Origin of the sequence: Carnobacterium pleistocenium FTR1 (assembly GCF_000744285.1) — a bacterium.
GTDB lineage: Bacteria > Bacillota > Bacilli > Lactobacillales > Carnobacteriaceae > Carnobacterium_B > Carnobacterium_B pleistocenium.
In genome coordinates, this window is the sequence record NZ_JQLQ01000002.1 from 1,087,370 (window position 1) to 1,109,559 (window position 22,190).

Consider the following 22,190-nt stretch of genomic DNA (forward strand, 5'->3'; position numbering starts at 1 on the left):
TAATCTTGAGGGAATATGACCTCAAGATTATTTTTTTTAGTATTTTTTACTGCAAGTTGTCTTTTAGAATTAAATGGATTTTTTAAAGAAATTTCAAAGCGGTTTCTCTCAATTTATAATGTTCTTCAATAGCTTGACGAATACTGGATATATTTTGTTTAGTTGGAATATTTTGAATACAGATACTATTTTCTGCAAGAGCCAAATTTTCTGTTTCCAATGAGAAAGTGGTAACCAAAAAATCATGTGGCTGTTTTTTGATTTGTTCGATTGAAACAGTTGGTTTCATATAAATTTCAGTTGTGATTTCTTGTTTAAAATAGTGATGCAATAAGTATTGAATCATTCTAGCATGTTCAAAATCAAGATCGCTTATAATCAATAAGTGGAATTTTCCTTTTTGGTTATAGAGATCGGGTAATAAGTGATCCCAATGAATGAGCAGGGTGTAGATGATTTCATAGCGGGCAGATTCGCTATAGGTTTCATGCATTTTCTGTTCATACATGTCTAAAGTTGTAAAAGCAGCAGTTATAAAATGAGGAAACAATTCTTCCATCGATTGGATGAATTGTTTTTTTGGATCAAATAAAATAAACGGAAGCGGATAGTCACCTTGCTTGGTTTTAAATGCAAAATGCGAGATATTGTACATCTCTTTTATCAAATGATTGCGATTTGGTATAGAGATTTGTACCTGATCAGATAGATAATCGAGCAATGTAGCATGATAAGAGACCTTTTCATTAATGACTGGATCATTTTTTGCCGCTTCAATTAAGAAATCATAGCTTAGTGCAAAGTCATTATTGATAAAGATGGAAAAGAGTTGTTCAATAAAAGCAACATTTAACGTATCACCAGTCCTTTTTTTAATTGCCCGTGCTAAATGCTGAAAATTAGTAAAATCTGGAACCATGTTTGAGTAGCGGTCAGATTTGATAGTGACGTAATGTCCTTGTTGAATACGTAAATAAGGAATAGCTGTCCAATTTTTTAACCGTTTAAAATCGGCAAAATCTAAAGGGAAATCTAACGCATTTGCTAAAAATAGTAATAATTGTTCAAAAAAACTTTGATCAATTGTTTTATAAGGCCAATCAAAATTACTGTACCGTTCAGAAAAGTAGCTGATATAAAAATAGCGAATGTTTTCTTCGCTTTCACTGATCATTTTGCAAGGTTTTGTCTGTACTTGTACACAATAGGATTTTTTTAATGAAACATTGATTTTTTTTATTAACCGGGTCAATGTGGATTGACTGACAAATAATTCTTCTGCTAGTTTAGCAACTGTTTTTGTTTCATCATAAATTAATTGTTCAATAAAATTAAAGGCTAGACTATTTTTTAAAATATGACGATAAATGTCATCAATATCTTTGTTTGAAGGCAAGACCAATCTAATGCCACGATGAGATGTTTGTAAAACTTCTCTAGAAAATTGTTCACGCAGTAGAGTCATGTCTTGTTTTAAAATTCGTTCGGAACTAGCTATATTTTGAGCAATTTCTCTTAGGGTCAACCATCTATTACTTGTATAAAGGTATTCGATAACTTCTAATCTTCTGCGCTCATTTGCCTCTAATACATCACGCATCAATATTCCTCTTTTCTTTAAGGATTTTAATAACTAATAAGTAAAAAAGCTAACTAATTACGCAAATTCGGTTATCAAATTTATTATCCTTATTTTACCGATTAAATCGAAAAAAAGATATAGAAAAACAAATGTTTTTGAAAGTGGTTTATATATTGTTCTAGCGCCTCATTGTCCTTACAAAGAAGGTATTCTAGCGTTGAATGAAGGGTAATCAAATGGGTTGAAATAAATGAGTTTTATTTGAAGTGCCAGTTGCTTAAAGGTATACTAGAAAAATCAGACCAAGTAGCGAAAAAGATTGAATCAATGAATGGATATAAGGGAAGTGTGAAATGAAAGTAGAGAAGAATAGATTGGCAAGAGGGTGGCCTTGGATACTGGTAGTATTATGGATGGGTTTGATTTTTTATTTTTCTCAGCAGCTCCAACAACAGTCTTGGAATTTGAGCTATACTGTTTTAGGAATCAGTATCCAAGCGATTAAAATTGGACAAGTAATCATCACGATCGGTTTAGCTGGAGTTGTGATCATAAAATTGAAAAAACGTGGCATGACCATTGGGGCAAAAGAACTCATCTTAGTTCTTATCGTAGCTTATCTGCTCTATAACTGGTCTATTGGAGTACGTCAAGCGCTCGTTCCGACAGACTTGCATCACTTTATTCGAAAAAATGCTCATTTTTTTATCTATCTCATTTTAGGTGGGCTAGTAAAATACGCTTTGACCAGCACGGGTATCAAGGGAGTTAAAGCAATCGGGATTGGCTTGCTGATTTGTATCGTGTATGCTATTTCAGATGAAGCTCATCAATTATTGGTACCGGGAAGAGGCGGCCAATTAAGCGATGTGGTGATTGACAGCTGGGGTGCGGGGTTAGGGATATCTTTACACATCTTAGCAGTCAAATTTTTGTCGTTGAGAGCAAAAAATAAACTACTAGAAACAAATTGAAAGATGAATCGACCGCAAGAAAGAAGCTATGCAAAAACCGCATAGCTTCTTTTTTTACGTTGTCTGATAAAAATAGTGGTATAACAAACTAAAATTTTTTGATGTTAATAGATCAGTTGGATCACTCACTTGAAATTTCAGGCGGAATAGGAGTTGCTTGTAGCCATGTAAAGAATTCAATGCGAATTATAAAGCATTAACGCTTAAGCGATTAAGCTTTGTTTGAGGCTTGAAAGCCTGGAAGACCAAAGGCTTCAGGCGCTTCCGTGGCTCTCCACAAGCAAATCTGTTATTCCAGCAGAAATTTCTTTTAAAAGACCAACACCATTTTTCAAACAATCAATATGTATAGAAAAAAAGGGTCCGTTCATCAGTTTTCTGATAACAGACCCTTTGGCTTATTCTCAGCTAGTCCGCTGCCAATCATTTATTGCAAATGACCGATCTGGTTCCAAGTAGTCAAGGTGAATTTCCCATCAGCGTAACCGAGTTCAGAAATACTCGTATTTGCCAGCGGTTCTTGAGAACGAAGATCTTTCAGATCCATTCCAATCAGTGACAAAAGTGTCATTGTCCAGATGATGCTGTGTCCAACAAACAATAAATCAGTATCAGGAAATTGTTCAATAGCTTGATGGATCGCTTCGCTTCCTCTAGCAATCAACGCTGGATACGTTTCTCCATTAAAGTCACTAGGGTCATACAAATCTGGCCGATTACGCAAATTATAAAAAGTGTCAGGTGATGTTTCATGCCATTGAGTCGTAAACGTTCCTTCCCGTGAACCATAGCCAAATTCCTTGAGATCATCTAGGTAATGCATAGTGAAATCTTGATCAAATTGTGAAGTGATCAGACGAGCAGTTTCGGCCGCCCGTTCCTGAGGGCTAGCGAAAATATGTTCAAATCCATAATCTTTAAGGTGCTGGCCCGTTTTCTTAGCATCTTCTAAACTTTGCGGCAATAAGGGAGAATCAATACTCCCACCCTGGATCCGAGCCGCTAAATTGTATTCGGTCATTCCATGACGGATAAAAAATAGTCGTTGCATAATCGTCCTCCTATATTGAAATATAATTTCAGTTTAACATAAACAAGTTACTAAAAAAAGAAAGGATAAAAACAATAATTTAAGCATAAATTAAAAAAAAACCTATGAAATAGAATTTAAATGTAAAGGTATACATTTATTTAATTAGATATCATATGGGCTAAAGGATGTTTTAGTGCTAGGTGGTCTAATTTTATAAAAATAAAGAAAAGGTATTGAAATTATATTTCAACATGTTATGATTAGTTCAGTAAATAAAACGATTTCAAAGGAGGGGTGCTATGTTTGGAGTATCTGTCTTTCTGGGCGAGGCGTTAACGATTGAGACAAAAGCTTATCTGCAAGCAATGAAAGACAGTGGTTTTGAAGGTGTGTTTACTTCCGTGCATATCCCAGAAGAAGACGCATCTCAATATGTGAAACGTTTAAAGACGCTAGGGGAATGGACCAAGGAATTGGGCATGCAACTAGTGGTTGATAGTTCAGGAGAAGCTTTGCGGAAAATTGGTTTTTCATTTGAGCGACCTGAAGAAATGCTGGCTATTGGGATCACTGGTTTAAGAATGGATTATGGCATCACAAACCAAATCAGCGCTCAAGTCAGCCAATCGATGATGGTGGCGTTCAATGCGAGTACGATTACGCAAGAAGATGTAGAAGAGTTGCAGCAATTTCATGCAAACTTCGATCAAATGGAAGCGTGGCACAATTACTATCCGCGGCCAGAAACAGGTTTAGAAAAAGAATCGTTTAGCCGTAAAAATCAGTGGCTGAAAGCACTAGGATTCAAGGTAATGGCTTTTGTTCCCGGAAATGAAACTTTAAGAGGTCCTTTATTTTCTCGATTGCCAACGTTGGAAAAGCACCGCGGACTACATCCATTGGCCAGTACGATCGAGTTGTTAGAAGACTGTGCAGTTGATGCTGTTTATATTGGAGATCCAACCATTGATGATCGAACAAAACAGCAATTTTTTTATTATATCAAAAAACAAACGCTCTTATTTTCAATTGAAGAAGTTCCAGAAACAAACTATCTAGCTGCCGTTGTTGGAAACCACCAAAATCGGTGGGATGCAGCAAGAGATGTCATCCGAAGTGCCGATGCACGATTCAAAACCATTTCGACAATTGAACCACAACACACGAATGATCGTGTACAAGGAAGCATTACACTAGACAACAAGTTATACGGGCGATATATGGGCGAAATTCAACTAGTCAAGCGACCGCTGTTTAAAGATGAAAAGGTAAATATTGTAGCGCATGTTATCCCAGAGGACCTTTCATTAATAGACTGGTGCAAAGCAGGACAACTATTTGAACTTCAACCGATACAGAACAACGAAAGAGGTTAACGAAATGAATTTAGCTAAATTAACGACTGAGACGAGAAACAGTCAAACCATGAACTTAGACGAGCTTTCGACAAGTGAAGTCATAACTTTGATGAATCAAGAAGACCAAAAAGTGGCTTTAGCTGTGGAAGAAGCAGTGCCAATGATCACAAAAGTAGTTGAAGTTATTATTGAAGCCTTTAGCAAAGGCGGACGCTTGATCTATATGGGTGCTGGAACAAGTGGACGATTAGGTGTTTTAGATGCAGCTGAATGTGTGCCAACGTTTAGTGTGGATCCAAGTATGGTCCAAGGATTGATTGCTGGTGGAATGAAAGCCATGACAGTGGCTGTTGAAGGCGCGGAAGATTCAAAAACGCTGGGTGCAGAAGATCTAGCAGCGATCCAGTTGAGCGATAAAGATGTCGTTGTCGGTATTGCCGCAAGCGGCCGTACACCCTATGTTATCGGTGGGTTAGACTATGCGACTCGTGTCGGAGCAAAAACCGCGACGATTTCATGCAACAAGCAAGCTGAAATCAGCCAATTTGCGCAAATGCCGATCGAAGTAGATGCTGGTCCAGAAGTGCTGACGGGTTCTACTCGCTTAAAAGCGGGCACTGCTCAGAAACTAATTTTAAATATGTTGTCAACGGGTGCAATGATCGGTTCAGGCAAAGTTTACCAAAACTTAATGGTAGACGTGAAACCGTCTAATAAAAAATTAGAAGAACGGTCAAAACGCATTATTATGCAAGCGACAGAATGTACGTATGAAAAAGCTAGTGAAATATTTGAAGCAGCTGATCAGCAAGTGAAATTAGCCATCGTGATGATTTTAACGGATTCAGATAAAACGACAGCAGCACAAAAATTAACAGCAGCTAAAGGGTTTATTCGCGAAACCTTAGCCTAAAATAGGAGGAGAAAAAAATGGCCGAAACTAAAGAGCAGCGTATAGCTAGACAGGTTTATGAACAAGTTGGTGGGATGGGGAACGTCGACTCTGTTATTCACTGTATGACACGTGTTCGGATGGACATCAAAGACAATGCTAAAGTGAACTTAGCAGGACTGAAGAAAATTGACGGCGTGATGGGTGTTGTGGAAGATGATACTTTGCAAGTCGTTGTTGGACCGGGTACGGTAAATAAAGTAGCGAATCAAATGGTTGAAATGGCGGGTGTTCGTTTAGGCGACAAGATTCCGGCTGGCAAATCAACTACACCAGTATCTGGCCGTTCGGAAGCCGAAAAAAAAGCTAATGCAAACAAAGCTGAATTAAAAAAGAAAAACAATACGCCATTCAAGCGTGTCTTAAAAGATATCGCGAACATCTTCGTTCCCTTGATTCCTGCATTTGTAGGAGCTGGGATTATCGGTGGGATCGCATCTATTTTTGGGAATATGTTAATTGCTGAACAAATTAGTGGCGCAAACTGGGAGAATAGTATTGTTGTATTGAACATCATTAAAAACGGCTTATTCTTATACTTGAATGTCTATGTAGGGATCAATGCAGCCAAAGTATTTGGCGCGACAGAAGGTCTTGGTGGGGTCGTTGCTGGGATTATTTACCTTCCAGGAATGAATGTTGAAGCACCACTGACCAATATCTTCACTGGTGCTCCAATGGTTGCTGGACAAGGCGGGATTATCGGCGTTATCTTGGCTGTTTACCTCTTGTCAGTAGTAGAAAAAAACTTGCGTAAAGTTATTCCAGATTCAATCGATATTATTGTAACACCGACAATCTCTCTGTTAGCAATCGGATTAGTCACGATCTTCTTGATCATGCCGATCGCAGGGGCTGTATCAACTAGTTTAGTTGGAGCCATCACCTGGGTCTTAAATGTGGGAGGAGCTTTTGCTGGATTTGTTTTAGGGGCCTTGTTCTTACCAATGGTTATGTTTGGTTTACACCAAATTTTAACACCGATCCATATCGAAATGATTGCTTCTCAAGGGATGACACTGTTATTGCCCATTTTAGCAATGGCTGGTGCTGGTCAAGTGGGGGCTTCAATCGCTCTTTGGGTAAAATGTCGTAAAAACAAACAATTAACAAATATGATCAAAGGATCCTTGCCAGTTGGTATTTTAGGCATTGGCGAACCATTGATTTATGCTGTCACCTTGCCTTTAGGTCGTCCGTTCATTACGGCATGTATCGGTGGCGGTATTGGCGGAGCTGTTATTGGATTATTTGGTGGCATCGGTGCAACTGCGATCGGACCAAGTGGAGTTGCCTTGATTCCGTTGATTGCAAATGGTCAATGGTGGGGCTACGTTGTTGGATTATTAGCAGCTTATGCTGGTGGATTCGCAGCAACTTACTTCTTTGGCGTTCCTAAATCAGCTATGGAACCAACAGAATTAGTAACGTATGATGAGGAAGAAGAATTCGCATCAGAAAGTATTGTTGGCTAATTGGATTTATAAACTGTAAACTAATACTATAGCAATAGCGTTTGAAAAAGACATGTGAGTCTAATGATTTGCATGTCTTTTTTCAGCTCAAAATGAAATAAAATTGCGTTTTTCAATAAATATGGAGGTTGCAGTTTATGCAAAATAATGTCTTGTTGACCATTAGAGAAAAAATGATTGCTTTGCCGCAATCAGAAAAAAAAATTGCCGAAACGATTTTAAAAAATCCAGTGAGGATTATCCAAATGAGTGCGACAGAGCTGGCAACTGAAGCAGGGTCCAGTTCAGCTGCTGTGATTCGCTTTTGCCGGTCGATCGGCATAAAGGGCTTTACCGAGTTGAAGCTGCAATTATCTGCCGATTCGCAGGGGATCAAAGATAACTTATACACAGATATTCTATCAGACGAAAGTTTAGAACAGGTGAAAAAAAAGTTGCTGATCAATACCAATCATTTGTTTAGAGAAACCAATAATGTGTTGAACACAGAACAAATCGAGCGCGTTACAGAACTGTTATATCAAAGTTCGGTGATTTATTTGTACGGTTTAGGTGCCTCACACATTGTGGCTTCAGATATCCAACAAAAATTTAGCCGCACGGGGAAAATAGCGGTTTGTTCCCTTGATCAACACTTGTTAGTCACTTCAATGGCAGTCGCTTCTAAGGATGCAGTATTTTTTGGTATTTCAAATAGTGGGGAAAAGAGAGAAGTCTTGGCATTAATGAGGATTGCAAAAGAGTTGGGACTGAAAACAGTGTCACTCACAAGTAATACAGAGAATGCCTTGAGTCTTGAAGCTGATCTTCCTTTAAAAACGGCTTTTGCTCATGAAGCTCCTTTAAGAAGCGGAGCCACGATTTCATTGTTGACTCAAATGTATGCTGTCGATATTTTATTTTACAGCTATGCCTCTAAACATTTTGAGTTGACCGTCACAAATTTAGAAAAATCAAAGGCGGCTATTCAACGCTACAATCAGAATTTTAATTAAAAAAAATGAAAGAAAATAGAGTGGAAATCAGCTGACTATAGCCGGATTTCCATTCTGTTTCTTGTTTCATTTGACCTAAATCGTGGAACAATCCTACTGATTTCACTGAATGAGTGGTATAATAAGATAAATCATTTGTCTGGTAGTTAAGGCAGTCTAGGAGTTGACTTATAGTGAAAAAAAGAATCATTTCTACTTATTTTAGTGTTTATATAAATGAAAAAGAAGTCGTTCTGCACTATGCAAACTCAAAAGAGCTTGCTCAAGAATTTCAATTTAAAGTTCAAGAAGATGCTGAGCATTTTTATCGAGCTTGCTTAGCTATTGAAAAATCAATTGAAAATGTATCAGAGTCTAAACAAGAAGTGACTCATAATCAATGGGTCAAACAAACGTTGAAGGGTGTAGACTATGAGTACGCAGAATACCACTAAAAAAGCATTTGTTAATATGGAATCGTTAATTGGAGGAGAATAAAATTGATCAAGTTAATCGCAATCGATATGGATGGCACATTATTAAATGAACATCACCTGGTGACCGATAAAGTGAAAAAAGCCATCAAAGAAGCAAGTAATGCAGGAATCAAAATTGTTTTATGCACGGGTAGACCGGTACAAGCCGTTTACGATTACTTGCAAGACTTAGATATGCCTCAAGATGAAGAAGACTATGTTATTTCACTAAATGGTACGGTTGTTCAAAAAACAACGACTTGGGAGATTGTGTATTCACATGAATTGGACCATAAGCAATTGGAAGCGGCTGGAAAACTGATTGAATCATTCGAAATGAATTTCACCTATTTCGATGAAAAAAATTACTATTACATAGGTGATCCAACTGAAATGTTGCATTTCGATGTTAAATTATTAGGCATGGAAGCTAAACACATGCCAATCAACGAAATTCCTAAAGAAATGAAAATTTTTAAGGCTATGTATGTAGCAAAAGAAGCTGAACTCGATCGATTAGCTGCGTCTTTGCCCTCTTTTATCGCTGAGAATTTTTATCCGATCAGAAGCTTGTCATACGTTTTAGAATTGTTGCCTCAAAAAGCTAATAAAGGTGAAGCGTTAACTGGTTTAGCTGAAAAATTGGGCTTTTCTATGGATGAAGTAATGGCTATTGGTGATGGAGAAAATGATTTAGATATGATGAAGGTTGCGGGTACAAGTATAGCTATGGGAAATGCAGTAGATTCAATTATAGACACAGCGACGCACGTAACTAAATCAAATCAAGAAGATGGTGTTGCACATGCCATTTATGAATGGGCGCTGAAGCGTTAATGCTTTGTAATTCGCATTGAATACTTCACATGGCTACAAGCACACCTTATTCCGCCAAAAATTCTAAGTAAGTGATTCAACTAGCAGAGATTTATCTATCGGTAAAAAACTAAAAAAGAGCCACTGAAGATTATTCTTCAAGTGACTCTTTTTTAGTTTTAAAGTTCATCAGCGGCAGTTTGATCGATGACTAACACGTTTATCACTTTTTGCGCTAACAATGCTTTTAAGCTATCGCTTTTTTCTTTGCCCGTAGCTAATGCTATGACACAAGGAATGTTTTTTAAATCTTCCAATTCGATTCCCATCATCCGACTTGAAACATCTGTATCAACGGGTCGACCATCTTTATCAAAGAAAGTAGCTGCAACATCACCTATTGCTCCTTTTTCTTCAAGTTCTTTAATATCGCGATTGGTAAAATACCCTAAATCACGATAAGTGGAAGAATGAACAGGATTACCAACGCCAACAATAGCTACATCTACGTCTTTGCCTTCTGATAAAGCAACGGAAATCATCTTCGATTCCAATAAATTTTCTTTTAATTTTTTTGTATCTGCTAAAGCTGGAGCATAGAAATAAGTACTGGTTGTATTCAATTTTTGGGCCAACAAAAAGGCTAAATGATTAGAATGGTAAAGCACATTCAAGTAACCAACGCCACCCATTATAGGAATAACCGTCACGGTAGGGTATTGAAGAAAAGGCATTTCATCAACGAATTCAGCTAAGGTTGTGCCCCAGGAAATACCGATTTTTTTTACTTTTGGAAGAATAGAAGTAAGATAAGAAGCAGCAGCCCTGCCAACATTCTTTTTAGAAATTTCTTCAGTAGCACTTTTTTGACTAGGCACAATAATAACTTCAGTCAGGTCGTATTTTTTGGCAATTTCCATCTCAAGAGCGATGGAGTAAGCATCTTCATCTTTAATATAAATTTCGACTATGCCCGTTCTTTTTGCTTCTTGTAAAATTTTTGAAACTAAGGGTCTGGAAATCCCCATTTTTTTTGCAATTTCTGCTTGTGTTAATCCTTCATTATAATATAGGGTAGCGATTTTTAAAATAGACCGCTTATCTTCCCATTTTTTCACAGTTTCTCAACTCCTAGAAGTGTCAGTATTCGTTTATTGTACCATAATTTCAATATAGAAAGAAAAGGGAATAGGATAAAACATTGGGGTTATAATTTTCAGTGGTGATAAATGAATTAGATCGTGTTTTAAAACTATCTTGTTAAGATAACAATCACCTCGACTGCTTCGGAAATAAATCGGTTTAAGAGCGAAAAAGGAAATAGAAAAATTCACTCAAAATAGACTATCATTTAAGTTTGTTAAACGAGCTTTAGTTCGAGTAACTCAAAGTCGTTATTCTGTTTGAGTAGCAACAATGAGCGTTAGTTCGAGTAACTTGAAGCCAAAGCAATTAGACCCGAATTACTTTACGACTAGTTTTAAGGATTAGTAGTCGTAAAGTAGACATCGGGTCTGCTTTTGAAGTATGGTTTAGAATAGTTATTCAACTCTAAAAAGAGATTTGAAGTTTTGATGCTTGGCTATAATAGAAATGCTTCTGTTTATAAAAGAAGCAGTCTAGGGTCTTCTAGAATTTCAATTAGTGTATTCAAAAATTCTGCAGCGGGAGCACCATCGATAGCTCTGTGATCAAAAGAAAGACTTAAAGTCATCGTAGGCTTTTTAAAGACATTTCCACTCTCGTTTAGATCAAGTACTTCTGTAAGTGTGCTGACCCCTAAAATAGCAACTTCCGGTTGGTTAATGATTGGATTAAAGTTTTCAACGCGACTTTTTCCTAGATTGGAAAGAGTGATCGTACCACCAGTCATCTCTTCAGAAGTTAATTTCCCAGTACGGGCTTTTTCAGTAAGTTCTTTAAAGTCATTAGTCAGTTCCGCTAACCCTTTGTGATTGGCAAATGTTAGGACTGGAACGAGTAGACCCTCAGCTACTGAAACAGCAAAGCCAATGTTCATATCTTTAAATTCATGAATACCGTCATCTAAAGTATGAGCATTCAACCGAGGGTGTTGTTTTAAGGCAACGGTCATCGCTTTGATAATAATCTCATTATAGGAAATTCTTTTACCTGTAGTTTTTTCGATAAGCGGTAGCAATTCTTGACGAAGTTTAATCATTTCTCGAGCATCAAAATTCGCATTCAAGGTAACGTGAGGAATAGTTTGTTTGCTTTTAGTCATGCGATCAGCGATAACTTTACGTATGCCTTTCCAAGGAATGATTTTTTCTCCAGCAGGAAGAGTAGAAGTCACTGGTTTTGATGGTGGAATATTTTCTGGTGGTGCTTCATTTACTGTAACTTCAGGAGTTGTCTCTTTTCTTTCAAGATAAATTTTTACATCCTCTACATGGATTCGTCCTTTTCTCCCAGATCCGGTTACTTCATGTAATAAAAGATCGTGTTCACGCGCTAAGTGTCTAGCAGCAGGAGTAGCACGTACTTTTTCGCTTAGATTTGCTTGTTCAGTTTCTGAAATTTCCTCTGTTCCAGTATATTTTAAAGGATCCGGGCGTTGCGAACTCTCTTTATCAGATGTGACAGCTTCTTTAACAGTTTCTTTGTTGAATTTTGGGGTATCGGTTTGATCTGTTTTTGGAGATGGAGGGGTAGCTTCTTCGCTTGTTGAGCCACTTTCTCCAGGAGGTGCATCTGGAACTTTTTCACCTTTTTCACCAATATATCCAATCACATGATTGATTGGAACAGGTTCGTCTACATCAAAATATTTTTTCAATAAGATCCCTTCATCATAAGACTCAACTTCAATCGCAATTTTATCGGTCATGACTTCAAAGATTGCTTCACCGATTTCAACTGGATCTCCTTCTTCTTTGTACCATTCCGTTATACTTCCTTCAGCCATAGTAGAGCTTAATTTGGGCATAAATATTTCGTGAGCCATTAGTTCTTCACCTCCTAATTTTTTTTCATCATGTTGCGAGCAGCTGCGACAATATCATCGACTTGTGGAACGGCTAATTTTTCTAACTCTGGTTGGTATGGAATCGGGATTTCTTTGCCAGCTAACCGGATAATAGGAGCATCTAAAAAATCAAATGATTCACTTTCAGCGATCACACTCGCTAATTCAGCACTGAAGCCGCTACGTTTGACAGCTTCTGTGACTATGATTGCTTTTCCTGTCTTTATGACTGATTTGATAATCGTTTCTTTATCAAGTGGCACCAAGGTACGAGGATCGACGACTTCAATGTTGATGCCATCCTTGGCTAAAATTTCTGCAGCTTCTAGCGCTTTATGGACCATAATTCCGGTAGCAACGATGGAGATGTCCGTTCCTTCACGCTTAATGTCTGCGACCCCAATCGGGATAAGGTATTTTCCTTCAGGGACATCGCTAGACGTTTTGTAGCATAATTTATGCTCGTAAAACATAACAGGATTATTGTCTTCAATGGCTGAGTGCAATAATCCTTTTGCATCATAAGCAGTAGCAGGCTGGATAACTTTTAAACCAGGAATATGAGCAGTAATGTTTTCTAGGCTTTGCGAGTGTTGAGCAGCTGCACCCGTTCCAGATCCGCTTGGCGTACGCATCACTAAGGGAATCTGAGCTTTCCCACCATACATATAACGGATTTTCCCAGCTTGGTTGACAATATTATCTAAGGCAATCGTAATAAAATCTGAGAATTGCAATTCGAAAATAGGACGCATACCGGTAATAGCAGAACCAATGGCAGCGCCAGAAATGGCCGCTTCAGAAATAGGTGTATTTCGGACACGCTCGCCACCGAATTCTTCGTACATTCCTCTAGTGACACCAAATCCACCACCATATATTCCGATATCTTCTCCCATAATATAAACGTCTGGATTTTCGCGCATTTGTTCGCTCATTGCTTCTCTAATAGCTTCTAAATAAGTGATTTCACGCATTAATAATTCCCCCTAGTCTGAGTAAACGTCCGTATACAGTTCACTAATATCTGTAATGGGACTTTCTTCGGCAAATTTTACAGCTTCTTCAATAGATAGACGCGCACTGTTTTGAAGTTCGTCAGCTTTTTCTTCAGTAAAGACACCTGCATCAATAAACCGTTTTCTAGCTAACTTGATTGGATCTTTGTTGGTTTTCCATTCTTTTTCTTCTTCTTTCGTCCGGTATTTTTTAGCATCTGATTTTGAATGGCCTTTCCAACGATAAGTTAAAGCTTCTATTAAAGTAGGTCCTTCACCACGACGTGCACGTTCGACAGCATCGTAAGTAGCGTTGATCACTTCAATGATATCGTTTCCATTTATAGTTATACCTGGAATTCCATAAGAGGCAGCACGATCCGAAATATGAGGAATGTTCATCATCTCTACAACAGGACCACTCATACCATAAAAATTATTTTCAATGAAGAAGACCACCGGTAAGTCCCAGATCGAAGCGAGATTTAAAGATTCATGAAAACTTCCTTCATTTGTTGAACCGTCACCAGCATAAGCTAAAGCAACTTTACCTTCATTTCTCATTTTAGAGGTTAAAGCGGCACCTGTAGCGATGGCATAACCACCACCTACGATAGCATTAGCGCCTAGATTCCCATTTGCTAATTCTGCAATATGCATGGAACCACCTTTACCTTTATTCGTACCCGTTTGACGCCCAAACAGTTCAGCCATCATCGGTTTTACATCTGTGCCTTTAGCAATCGTATGTCCGTGACCTCTATGTGTTGCAGTGATCCAATCTGTTTTTTTCAATACGGCCCCGCTACCAGCAGCAGATGCTTCTTGTCCGACAGCCAAATGTGTGGTTCCGTGAATCATTCCTTTAGCGAAGAATTGATCGACTTTTTCGTCAAAATAACGGATCGTCCACATTGTTTGATAGATTTCCTGTAACTTCTCATCATCTAGGCCCGCATGATTTTCAATTGATTGTGTCATAGTTGAATCCTCCTTTAACATTTGTGTATAACTGTATCATATGTAAATAGTATATATCTAACATTAGTTACGGTCAAGAACAAATGTTAATAAAATGAAAACTATTAAATGTAATTGGTATCAAAAATAATTGGATTATTTTTTCTTCAATTCTTTTAAGGTTAATATCAGCAGCAATAAAAATTGCATCAATCTTAAGTTTTGTGAGTACACCTACTACAATAATTTTTGTAATAGCATTAGAAGCAACTTAAATCATCGTACATAAAGATCCTAGTTCTGGATTTATCATAGAATAAACTAGAACGGGTTTTAAAACTATCTTGTTAAGAATGAGTAGCCAGAACGAGCGTTAGTTCGAGTAACTGAGACCCCAATTTGCACTTGAGTAGCCCAATTTGCACTTGAGTAGCTGTAACGAGCTTTAATTCGAGTAACTGAGACCCCGATTTGCACTTGAGTAGCCGTAACGAGCGTTAGTTCGAGTAACTGAGACCCCGATTTGCGTTTGAGTAGCCGCAACGAGCGTTAGTTCGAGTAACTGAGACCCCGATTTGCGTTTGAGTAGCCGGAACAAGTGTTAGTTCGAGTAACTGAGACCTCGATTTGCGTTTGAGTAGCCGGAACAAGTGTTAGTTCGGGTAACTGAGAGTCGTGTGCTTTGTTTCGTTTATGCAATTACTTTGTACTCGTTACTTGTTTTGCTTCAATTCTCCAAGCTGCTAATCCTTTTGTTAGGGAATCAAAATTTTTGGGCACACTATTCTACTATATAAAGCTAGTCTATTTAAAAAATTTGATATAGGCATAAGCGGTATTATTTGGAATTTAAAACAGGATGAGCTCATCGCAAGGGCTTTTCTTCTAATCCCAATCGTGTACAAAATAAAATGTAAACAAATGGGATATAGAAAAAAATACTGCTTTTTCATATAAAAATCGGGATAAGCTTTGCTTGAATAGAATATATAAGCTAAAATAAGTAATAAGAAAAAAAGGCCGAGCACAATTGTGTACAAAGGCATGAGCAAAAGTTGCGCTGGAAACGGATTCATTTTTGTAGCATCGAGCGGTATAATAAAAACAGAAAGAGGTTAGTAAATAATGTATTTGGATGAAAGGGGCAATAAATTATTAGAAGAGGTATTGCGCAATCCTAGTATCACGAATAAAAAGTTGCAAGAGGATTTTAGTCTTTCTAGAAGGCAAGTTGATTATAGTTTCAAAAAAATAAATGAGTGGTTAAAAGATCAGGGTAAAAAAGAAATTCAAAAAGTGAATGGGCAGTATCGAATAAATAGTAGGGACCTTGAACTTTTTGAAATAAAACGAGAAGCATCTCAATTTAATTCTTATATCCCCTCAGAAAAAGAACGGTCTTACTTGATTGTCATATTGATTTTACTTAGAAATGAAGAACTTTCTTTAAATCACTTTATATACGATTTAGAGGTTAGTAAAAATACAGTACTACAAGATATGAAGGCAGTTCAAAAAATTCTTGATTTATTTGATCTTCGAATTGTGTATTCCAGAAGTGAAGGGTATCACTTCGAAGGAAGTGAATGGGATAAACGGTCAGTCATGCTAGAAGCCATAAAATATATTCTTGATAGTTTTGGTGGTGAAATATTTTTACAAAAATTTATGAAGATCAATCATGAGAGAATCACTTCTCTTCAAAATTCGATCATGAAAATTGAAAAGCAATTAGGTCTTAATTTTGTAGATTCAGAAATGAATGTATTGCCTTATTCTTTTGAAGGGATCTTTAAAAGAATTGCACTTGGAAAAACGCTTAATACTAATTTCTTGATTGATTTCAATGAGTTATCAGATACACGTGAATATGAAGCCATTCGAATATTGATTGAATCAGAAGATCAAAAAATAGTTTCTACAGATGAACGATTATACATTACACTGCAATTATTAACTTCTAAAGTTGTTAAAAAAAGCACTTTAAGTGGGGAAGAAATTCCTAAATTGAAAAATGCATTAAAAGAATGTTTGATTCAATTTGAGAAAAAATCGGTTGTATACCTGGCAGATAAAGAAGGACTGCTAGAAAAATTATTTGCCCATTTTAAGCCAGCATACTACCGGATAAAATACAATTTAACGACTGACTATAGTATCTTAGATAAAATTGGTAAAGAATTTGATATTTTACATTATATCGTTAAACAATCGATAGATCCTTTACGTGAGTGTTTAAATAGTGAAATACCAGAAAAAGAATCGATGTTCATAACTTTATTCATCGGTGGTCATATTATAGACAATCAAGAAAAGATTACTACAAATGCAAAATTAAAAGCAGTAGTTGTTTGTCCGAATGGTTTATCTGTTTCGAAATTAATGAAGCAAACCTTTGATCAACTTTTTCCAGAAATTTATTTTCATTCAGCCTTATCTATTCGAGAATTTAATCAAAATAAGCTGAACTATGATCTAGTATTTTCTGTTACACCAGTTGAAACGGACAAAAAACTCTTTATTGTTAATCAAATGATGGATCACGATGAAAAAATAGCATTGAGAAAAAGAGTTATAAATGAAGGATTTCTCCTTGAAATGCCAAGTTTAAATATTGATGCTTTAATGAGAACAATCAATGATTTCTGTGATATCAAGGATGAAAAAGGATTGATTGAATCATTAAAAGGGTTGGTTAAGGCTGAGCCTGTGACGAACATTCCTATAAAGCTGACTCAAGCAAAAAAAGAAATACAATTAAATGAATTGCTTGATAGTAAAATGATTCAGCGTGTGAAATCTGTTTCAAGTTGGTATGAAGCAATCGAGCTTGTATCGATACCTTTAATAGAAAAAAATATAATCACCATAAACTATGTTGAAGAGATGAAAAAACAATTTCCAACGATTTCTGATTACATTATCTTACGAAGAACCATCGCGATCCCGCATGCCGAGGTCGAAGAATCGGCGAAAAAAATTGGAATGAGCATGATTTATATTGAAGAAGGCTTGCCAACTATTAATGGCACATCTATTCACTTTGTTGTTGTCATAGCAGCAATCGATAAAAAAACTCATTTTACATCTTTGTTACAATTAATGGAACTAGCTGGCAATCAAGAACAATTGGATAGACTGAAACAGTCTAAAAGTCACTTAGAAATGGCTGACTTAATTGTTGAATTTATCCATGAAACAAATAGTATTCACGAGAAATAGAGAGGAGAACGATTAGATGTATTTTGAAGATTTTTTAAAACCTGAACTGATTTGGACAAACTCAGATGCTTCAACACATCTAGAGGTGTTCGAACTAATTGCTGCAAAAGCACATAAAGAATTGTTTGTTGAAGATAACTTTTTAGAAAAAATTAAAGAGAGGGAAGAAACTTTCCCAACTGGATTAGAATTGGAGGGGTATGCAGTAGCCATTCCCCATACAGATCCTGAATGTGTTAAAGAGCAATTCATAGCGGTTCTGACTTCTAAAGAAGGCATCCCTTTTAAACGGATGGACGACGCTAGTAAAGAGGTAAAGGCAAACATCATCTTTATGTTAGGGCTTAATGAACCTCATAGTCAATTAGAAGTTCTTCAACAATTAATGGGTGTGCTTCAGAATAAAGAAACGGTTGAAAAATTGCTTTCTTTTGATAATGAAAGCGATATTTTAGAATATTTAAAGGGTGTTACTAAATAGATTTGTTAATTTATTAATAAAAAAAAAGAGAAAAGAGGAAAATATTATGAGTATCGAAAAGAAAAAAGTATTAGTAGCATGTGGCGCTGGGATTGCAACTTCAACGGTGGTAACTAACCGGGTTGAAAGAATTTTAAAAGAAAATGGGATCAATGCTGAAATCGAACAAATCAAAATTTCGGAAGCTAAAGGAAAACAAAAAGGTGCAGATTTATTAGTTTCTACTACAATTTTGCCAACAACGTATGATATTCCCGTAGTCATTGCCGTATCTTATATTTCTGGTATCAACCAAGAGGGTACTGATAAAAAAATTATTGACGCTTTAAAATAATAGGAGTTAAATTTTAAAAAAAGCTGGTAGGAAAAGGGGAGAAAAGAATGCAAACGTTTATAGATGGTATTAATTATATCTTAGCACTTGGGCCAACAGTTATCCTTCCAATCACAATGTTGTTTGTTGGATTGATTTTTGGAACAGGTTTTAAAACAGCCTTTAAATCGGGTATCACAATTGGTATCGGTTTTGTAGGAATAAATTTAGTTATTGGTTTGTTAACAGATAATTTAGGTACAGCAGCACAAGCAATGGTTGAGCGATTCGGTTTATCGTTAAATGTCATTGATGCAGGTTGGCCTGCAGCAGCTGCAGCCTCATGGGCAATGCCTATCTCAGTTCTTTTAATTCCGATTCTTTTAGTAGTGAACTTATTAATGATCGTATTCAAAATGACTAAAACATTAAATGTAGATATTTGGAATTATTGGCACTTTATTGCAGCTGGTGCAACGGGTTATATCGTTACCGGCGGAAGCGTATGGTTCGCCATATTATGTGCTGTCCTTTATGAAGTAGCTGTTTTGATTATTGCAGATAAAACGCAACCTTTGGCAGAAAACTTCTTCGGTTTAGAAGGAATTTCATTACCAACTGGTTCAACAGCAGCATTTGCTCTTTTAGGTATTCCAATTGGTAAAGTAGTTGGAATGATTCCGGGAATCAAAAATCTAAATGCTGATCCTGAGTCAATCCAAAAACGTTTTGGTATTTTTGGTGAACCGATGATGGTTGGATTGATCCTTGGTACTTTTATCGGTCTATTAGCTGGTTACGATGTTGGTGCTGCTTTCCAAGTTGGTATCGCAATGGGAGCAGTTATGTTACTAATGCCTCGTATGGTTAAATTGTTAATGGAAGGTTTAATCCCAATCTCTGAAGCAGCTCGTGAATTTATGAAAAAACGTTTCCCAGGCCGCGATTTGTATATTGGTTTAGATGCTGCTTTAGCAGTAGGACATCCCGCAGTTATGTCAACTGCATTACTACTAACACCTATTACACTTTTAATTGCCGTTTTATTACCAGGAAACAGAGTATTACCATTCGGTGATTTAGCTACAATTACATTCTATGTTGCCTTTATCGTTGCATCTCGTAAAGGAAATATCGTCCAATCTGTTATTACTACATCAATTATCTTAGTATTTTCATTATGGATGGCTACTGACTTTGCTGAAGTTCATACAGCAATGATGGCTAACGCTGACTTTACAGCTCCAGGAAATGTTACAGAAATATCTTCTCTAGATATGGGTGGTAACTTCCTTAACTGGGCAATCTTGAAATTCTCACAATTTTATCAATCTATTGTTGGATAGTATATGAAAATAGAGCGTACTGTTCAATGAAAAATGAATAGTGCGCTTTTATTTGAAAAAATGGAGGGTGAAAAATAATGCGTGCAGCAGTATTGTATGATAATAAAGTTATCAAAACAGAAGAAGTAAAGGAAAAATTAGTCCAGAAAGATGAAGTCCGTGTTAAAGTGATGTCTGCTGGTATTTGCGGTTCGGATACGCATAAAATGCAAGCAGTATGGAAATACCCACTGCCGGCTGTAATGGGGCATGAATTTTCGGGAGTGATAAGTGAAATCGGCACAAATGTAACCGAACACAAAATTGGAGATAGAGTTGCAGTAGCACCGCTGATTCCTTGTCGTAAATGCCTTTACTGTCAAAAAGGGGAATTCTCATTATGTGAAGATTACACAATGATCGGTTCTCATCGTTATGGAGGATTTGCCGAAAATGTTGTTGTACCTGAAGCAAATGCTCTTCCGATAGGTGATTTAAGTTTTGAAGAAGGAGCAATGATTGAACCGTTAGCCGTTGCTATGCATGCAGTGCGTGGCATTGAGCCTAAACTAGGGGATACGGTAGTTGTTTTTGGTATTGGAACAATTGGATTGCTTGTTGTGCAAGCCTTGCAAGTAGCGGGGGTAAAGGATGTTATCGCAGTTGATATCAGTTCAAAAAAATTAGAAGAAGCAAAATCTTATGGTGTCCGCTATACAATCAATTCTTTAGAAGAAAACCTAGAAGAAAAAGTACTCGAATACACAAATGGTTTAGGTGCTGATATTGCTCTTGAATGTGCTGGATCAAAAATCACACAAGAGCAATGTTTGCGGGTCACAAGTAAACGCGGGAAAATTGGGTACATCGGAATTGCTTATCAAGATGTATTATTGCCTGAAAAATCATTTGAGAATATTTTTAGACATGAATTAACGATTAAAGGTTTTTGGAATTCTTACAGTGCACCTTTTCCTGGTAAGGAGTGGACCGATGGTATTGAGTTTGTAGAACAAGGACGGATTAAATTGAAACCAATGGTATCTCACCGCTATTCACTTGATCAAACGAAAGAAGCTTTTGACATGATGCTTGGCAGAAAAGAAGACTTTAACAAAGTGATTATTCAACCAAATGGAGAGGAGTAATAAAATGAAAGCAGTTAGAAAGTTAGAACCTGGATACGATAAGATGGAATTACAACAAGTGGAAGAACCAAATGTAACCGGTACCCTAGTAAAAATAAAAACGGCGTTTACTGGAATCTGTGGGTCAGATATTCATACCTTTAAAGGTGAATATAAAAATCCTAAAACTCCAGTAACCTTAGGACATGAATTTTCTGGAACAGTCGTTGAGGTTGGTCCAGAAGTGAAAAAAGTAAAAGTTGGCGATCGTGTAGTTAGTGAGACAACCTTTGAAACATGTGGGAAATGTCGCTACTGTTTGGAAAAAGATTATAATTTATGTAGCAATCGTCGCGGTATCGGGACGCAACAAGATGGCAGTTTTGCTGAATTTTTAGTTTCTAAAGAAGAAAGTGTTCACATCATCCCGGATAATGTAACATTTGAAGCTGCAGCTTTAACAGAACCACTTGCTTGCTGTGTTCATGCGGCATTAGAGAAAACAACAATTAAAGCTACAGACACTGTTTTAATCGTAGGCCCTGGTCCAATTGGTCTTTTACTTGCACAAGTTGTAAAAGCGCAAGGTGCAAAAGTCATTATATCAGGAATTACAAAAGACAAACCTCGGTTAGATTTAGCAAAAGAGCTAGGCATTGATGTGGCTGTCGATTCAATGACTGAAGATCTTACAAACATTGTTCTAGAGTTAACAGATGGGTATGGAGCAGATAAAGTCTTTGATTGTTCAGGCTTTGCCCCGGCAGTAAACCAAGCGTTAGCTGTAACAAGCAAAAAAGGAACATTTGTACAAGTTGGATTGTTTGTTGACAAATTCAATAAATTTGATCAAGAGTCAATTATTCAACGAGAAATTCAATATGTTGGTAGTCGTTCTCAAAAACCAACGTCTTGGGTCATTGCGTTACAACTGTTGTCTGATGGAAAAATCGATGCAGACAAAATGATCACTAAAGTAACTGATTTAGACAATTGGCGTGAAGCCTTTGAAGCCGTAATGGGTGGAGACGAAATTAAAGTACTAGTAAAATCATAAGAATACCACAAGTGGATATGCGTAATTATACGCATATCTATTTGTCTATTAAAATTAATCAAACTAAAAGACAGGAGT

General features: G+C 36.8%; 19 protein-coding genes. 13 read left to right on the forward strand and 6 right to left on the reverse strand.

The genetic code is table 11. The features are described 5' to 3' along the window. Positions 1-82: 82 nt before the first annotated feature. Entirely contained in the window at positions 83-1,600 is a 1,518-nt protein-coding gene (locus tag BP17_RS05255) for a helix-turn-helix domain-containing protein (protein ID WP_035052349.1), read from the reverse strand. Between the two features lie 335 nt (positions 1,601-1,935). Between BP17_RS05255 and BP17_RS05260 the strand changes: the two genes are divergently transcribed. Further along, positions 1,936-2,556 (forward strand): VanZ family protein, encoded by a 621-nt coding sequence (locus tag BP17_RS05260; protein WP_051910462.1) that lies wholly within the window; start codon positions 1,936-1,938, stop codon positions 2,554-2,556. A gap of 427 nt (positions 2,557-2,983) precedes the next feature. On the opposite strand, the gene BP17_RS05265 is transcribed toward BP17_RS05260, so the two are convergent. After that, positions 2,984-3,607 (reverse strand): histidine phosphatase family protein, encoded by a 624-nt coding sequence (locus BP17_RS05265; RefSeq protein WP_035052351.1) that lies wholly within the window; start codon positions 3,605-3,607, stop codon positions 2,984-2,986. A gap of 281 nt (positions 3,608-3,888) precedes the next feature. On the opposite strand from BP17_RS05265, the gene BP17_RS05270 reads away from it, so the two are divergent. From BP17_RS05270 to BP17_RS05295, 6 genes are all read left to right on the forward strand, one after another. Further along, positions 3,889-4,965 carry a DUF871 domain-containing protein gene (locus BP17_RS05270; protein ID WP_035052352.1) on the forward strand — a complete coding sequence of 359 codons (1,077 nt, stop codon included), beginning with the start codon at positions 3,889-3,891 and terminating at the stop codon, positions 4,963-4,965. Between the two features lie 4 nt (positions 4,966-4,969). Next, entirely contained in the window at positions 4,970-5,860 is an 891-nt protein-coding gene (gene murQ, locus BP17_RS05275; RefSeq protein WP_035052354.1) for an N-acetylmuramic acid 6-phosphate etherase, read from the forward strand. Between the two features lie 17 nt (positions 5,861-5,877). After that, entirely contained in the window at positions 5,878-7,374 is a 1,497-nt protein-coding gene (locus tag BP17_RS05280; RefSeq protein WP_035052356.1) for a PTS transporter subunit EIIC, read from the forward strand. Between the two features lie 137 nt (positions 7,375-7,511). Next, a complete protein-coding gene (locus BP17_RS05285; protein WP_035052358.1) occupies positions 7,512-8,369 on the forward strand; it encodes a MurR/RpiR family transcriptional regulator in 858 nt (285 codons plus the stop codon). A gap of 173 nt (positions 8,370-8,542) precedes the next feature. Beyond that, on the forward strand, positions 8,543-8,803 hold the full coding sequence (locus BP17_RS05290; protein WP_035052360.1) for a hypothetical protein: 261 nt from the start codon (positions 8,543-8,545) through the stop codon (positions 8,801-8,803). 45 nt (positions 8,804-8,848) lie between these two features. Further along, on the forward strand, positions 8,849-9,661 hold the full coding sequence (locus BP17_RS05295) for a Cof-type HAD-IIB family hydrolase (RefSeq protein ID WP_035052362.1): 813 nt from the start codon (positions 8,849-8,851) through the stop codon (positions 9,659-9,661). A gap of 158 nt (positions 9,662-9,819) precedes the next feature. Here BP17_RS05295 and BP17_RS05300 read toward each other — a convergent pair whose 3' ends face one another. The 4 genes from BP17_RS05300 to BP17_RS05315 form a co-directional block, all read right to left on the reverse strand. After that, a complete protein-coding gene (locus BP17_RS05300) occupies positions 9,820-10,758 on the reverse strand; it encodes a sugar-binding transcriptional regulator (RefSeq protein WP_035052364.1) in 939 nt (312 codons plus the stop codon). Between the two features lie 485 nt (positions 10,759-11,243). Next, on the reverse strand, positions 11,244-12,608 hold the full coding sequence (locus BP17_RS05305) for a dihydrolipoamide acetyltransferase family protein (RefSeq protein ID WP_035052368.1): 1,365 nt from the start codon (positions 12,606-12,608) through the stop codon (positions 11,244-11,246). Positions 12,609-12,622: 14 nt separating this feature from the next. Next, positions 12,623-13,606, reverse strand: coding sequence for an alpha-ketoacid dehydrogenase subunit beta (locus BP17_RS05310; protein ID WP_035052370.1), 984 nt, complete (start codon positions 13,604-13,606; stop codon positions 12,623-12,625). 12 nt (positions 13,607-13,618) lie between these two features. Beyond that, positions 13,619-14,608, reverse strand: a complete 990-nt coding sequence (locus BP17_RS05315; RefSeq protein ID WP_035052372.1) for a thiamine pyrophosphate-dependent dehydrogenase E1 component subunit alpha — start codon at positions 14,606-14,608, stop codon at positions 13,619-13,621. A gap of 1,104 nt (positions 14,609-15,712) precedes the next feature. Here BP17_RS05315 and BP17_RS05320 point away from each other — a divergent pair. From BP17_RS05320 to BP17_RS05345, 6 genes are all read left to right on the forward strand, one after another. Continuing rightward, complete coding sequence (locus BP17_RS05320) at positions 15,713-17,809, forward strand: BglG family transcription antiterminator (RefSeq protein ID WP_035052375.1); 2,097 nt, start codon at positions 15,713-15,715, stop codon at positions 17,807-17,809. A 16-nt stretch (positions 17,810-17,825) separates the two neighbouring features. Beyond that, the gene (locus tag BP17_RS05325; protein WP_035052378.1) at positions 17,826-18,290 is read left to right on the forward strand and encodes a PTS sugar transporter subunit IIA; all 465 of its coding nucleotides are present in this window, start codon (positions 17,826-17,828) and stop codon (positions 18,288-18,290) included. A 52-nt stretch (positions 18,291-18,342) separates the two neighbouring features. Continuing rightward, entirely contained in the window at positions 18,343-18,624 is a 282-nt protein-coding gene (locus BP17_RS05330; RefSeq protein ID WP_035055166.1) for a PTS sugar transporter subunit IIB, read from the forward strand. A 47-nt stretch (positions 18,625-18,671) separates the two neighbouring features. After that, on the forward strand, positions 18,672-19,949 hold the full coding sequence (locus BP17_RS05335; RefSeq protein WP_035052380.1) for a PTS galactitol transporter subunit IIC: 1,278 nt from the start codon (positions 18,672-18,674) through the stop codon (positions 19,947-19,949). 77 nt (positions 19,950-20,026) lie between these two features. Next, positions 20,027-21,076: a galactitol-1-phosphate 5-dehydrogenase gene (locus BP17_RS05340; RefSeq protein WP_035052382.1), complete on the forward strand. Its 1,050-nt coding sequence runs from the start codon at positions 20,027-20,029 to the stop codon at positions 21,074-21,076. 4 nt (positions 21,077-21,080) lie between these two features. Next, on the forward strand, positions 21,081-22,112 hold the full coding sequence (locus BP17_RS05345; protein WP_035052384.1) for a zinc-binding dehydrogenase: 1,032 nt from the start codon (positions 21,081-21,083) through the stop codon (positions 22,110-22,112). Positions 22,113-22,190 lie beyond the last annotated feature (78 nt).

Coding starts and splice junctions, on each gene's coding strand:
- BP17_RS05255 (WP_035052349.1), bottom strand. CDS start 1,600: ATGCGTGATGTATTAGAGGCAAATGAGCGCAGAAGATTAGAAGTTATC.
- BP17_RS05260 (WP_051910462.1), top strand. CDS start 1,936: ATGAAAGTAGAGAAGAATAGATTGGCAAGAGGGTGGCCTTGGATACTG.
- BP17_RS05265 (WP_035052351.1), bottom strand. CDS start 3,607: ATGCAACGACTATTTTTTATCCGTCATGGAATGACCGAATACAATTTA.
- BP17_RS05270 (WP_035052352.1), top strand. CDS start 3,889: ATGTTTGGAGTATCTGTCTTTCTGGGCGAGGCGTTAACGATTGAGACA.
- murQ (WP_035052354.1), top strand. CDS start 4,970: ATGAATTTAGCTAAATTAACGACTGAGACGAGAAACAGTCAAACCATG.
- BP17_RS05280 (WP_035052356.1), top strand. CDS start 5,878: ATGGCCGAAACTAAAGAGCAGCGTATAGCTAGACAGGTTTATGAACAA.
- BP17_RS05285 (WP_035052358.1), top strand. CDS start 7,512: ATGCAAAATAATGTCTTGTTGACCATTAGAGAAAAAATGATTGCTTTG.
- BP17_RS05305 (WP_035052368.1), bottom strand. CDS start 12,608: ATGGCTCACGAAATATTTATGCCCAAATTAAGCTCTACTATGGCTGAA.
- BP17_RS05310 (WP_035052370.1), bottom strand. CDS start 13,606: ATGCGTGAAATCACTTATTTAGAAGCTATTAGAGAAGCAATGAGCGAA.
- BP17_RS05315 (WP_035052372.1), bottom strand. CDS start 14,608: ATGACACAATCAATTGAAAATCATGCGGGCCTAGATGATGAGAAGTTA.
- BP17_RS05320 (WP_035052375.1), top strand. CDS start 15,713: ATGTATTTGGATGAAAGGGGCAATAAATTATTAGAAGAGGTATTGCGC.
- BP17_RS05325 (WP_035052378.1), top strand. CDS start 17,826: ATGTATTTTGAAGATTTTTTAAAACCTGAACTGATTTGGACAAACTCA.
- BP17_RS05335 (WP_035052380.1), top strand. CDS start 18,672: ATGCAAACGTTTATAGATGGTATTAATTATATCTTAGCACTTGGGCCA.
- BP17_RS05340 (WP_035052382.1), top strand. CDS start 20,027: ATGCGTGCAGCAGTATTGTATGATAATAAAGTTATCAAAACAGAAGAA.
- BP17_RS05345 (WP_035052384.1), top strand. CDS start 21,081: ATGAAAGCAGTTAGAAAGTTAGAACCTGGATACGATAAGATGGAATTA.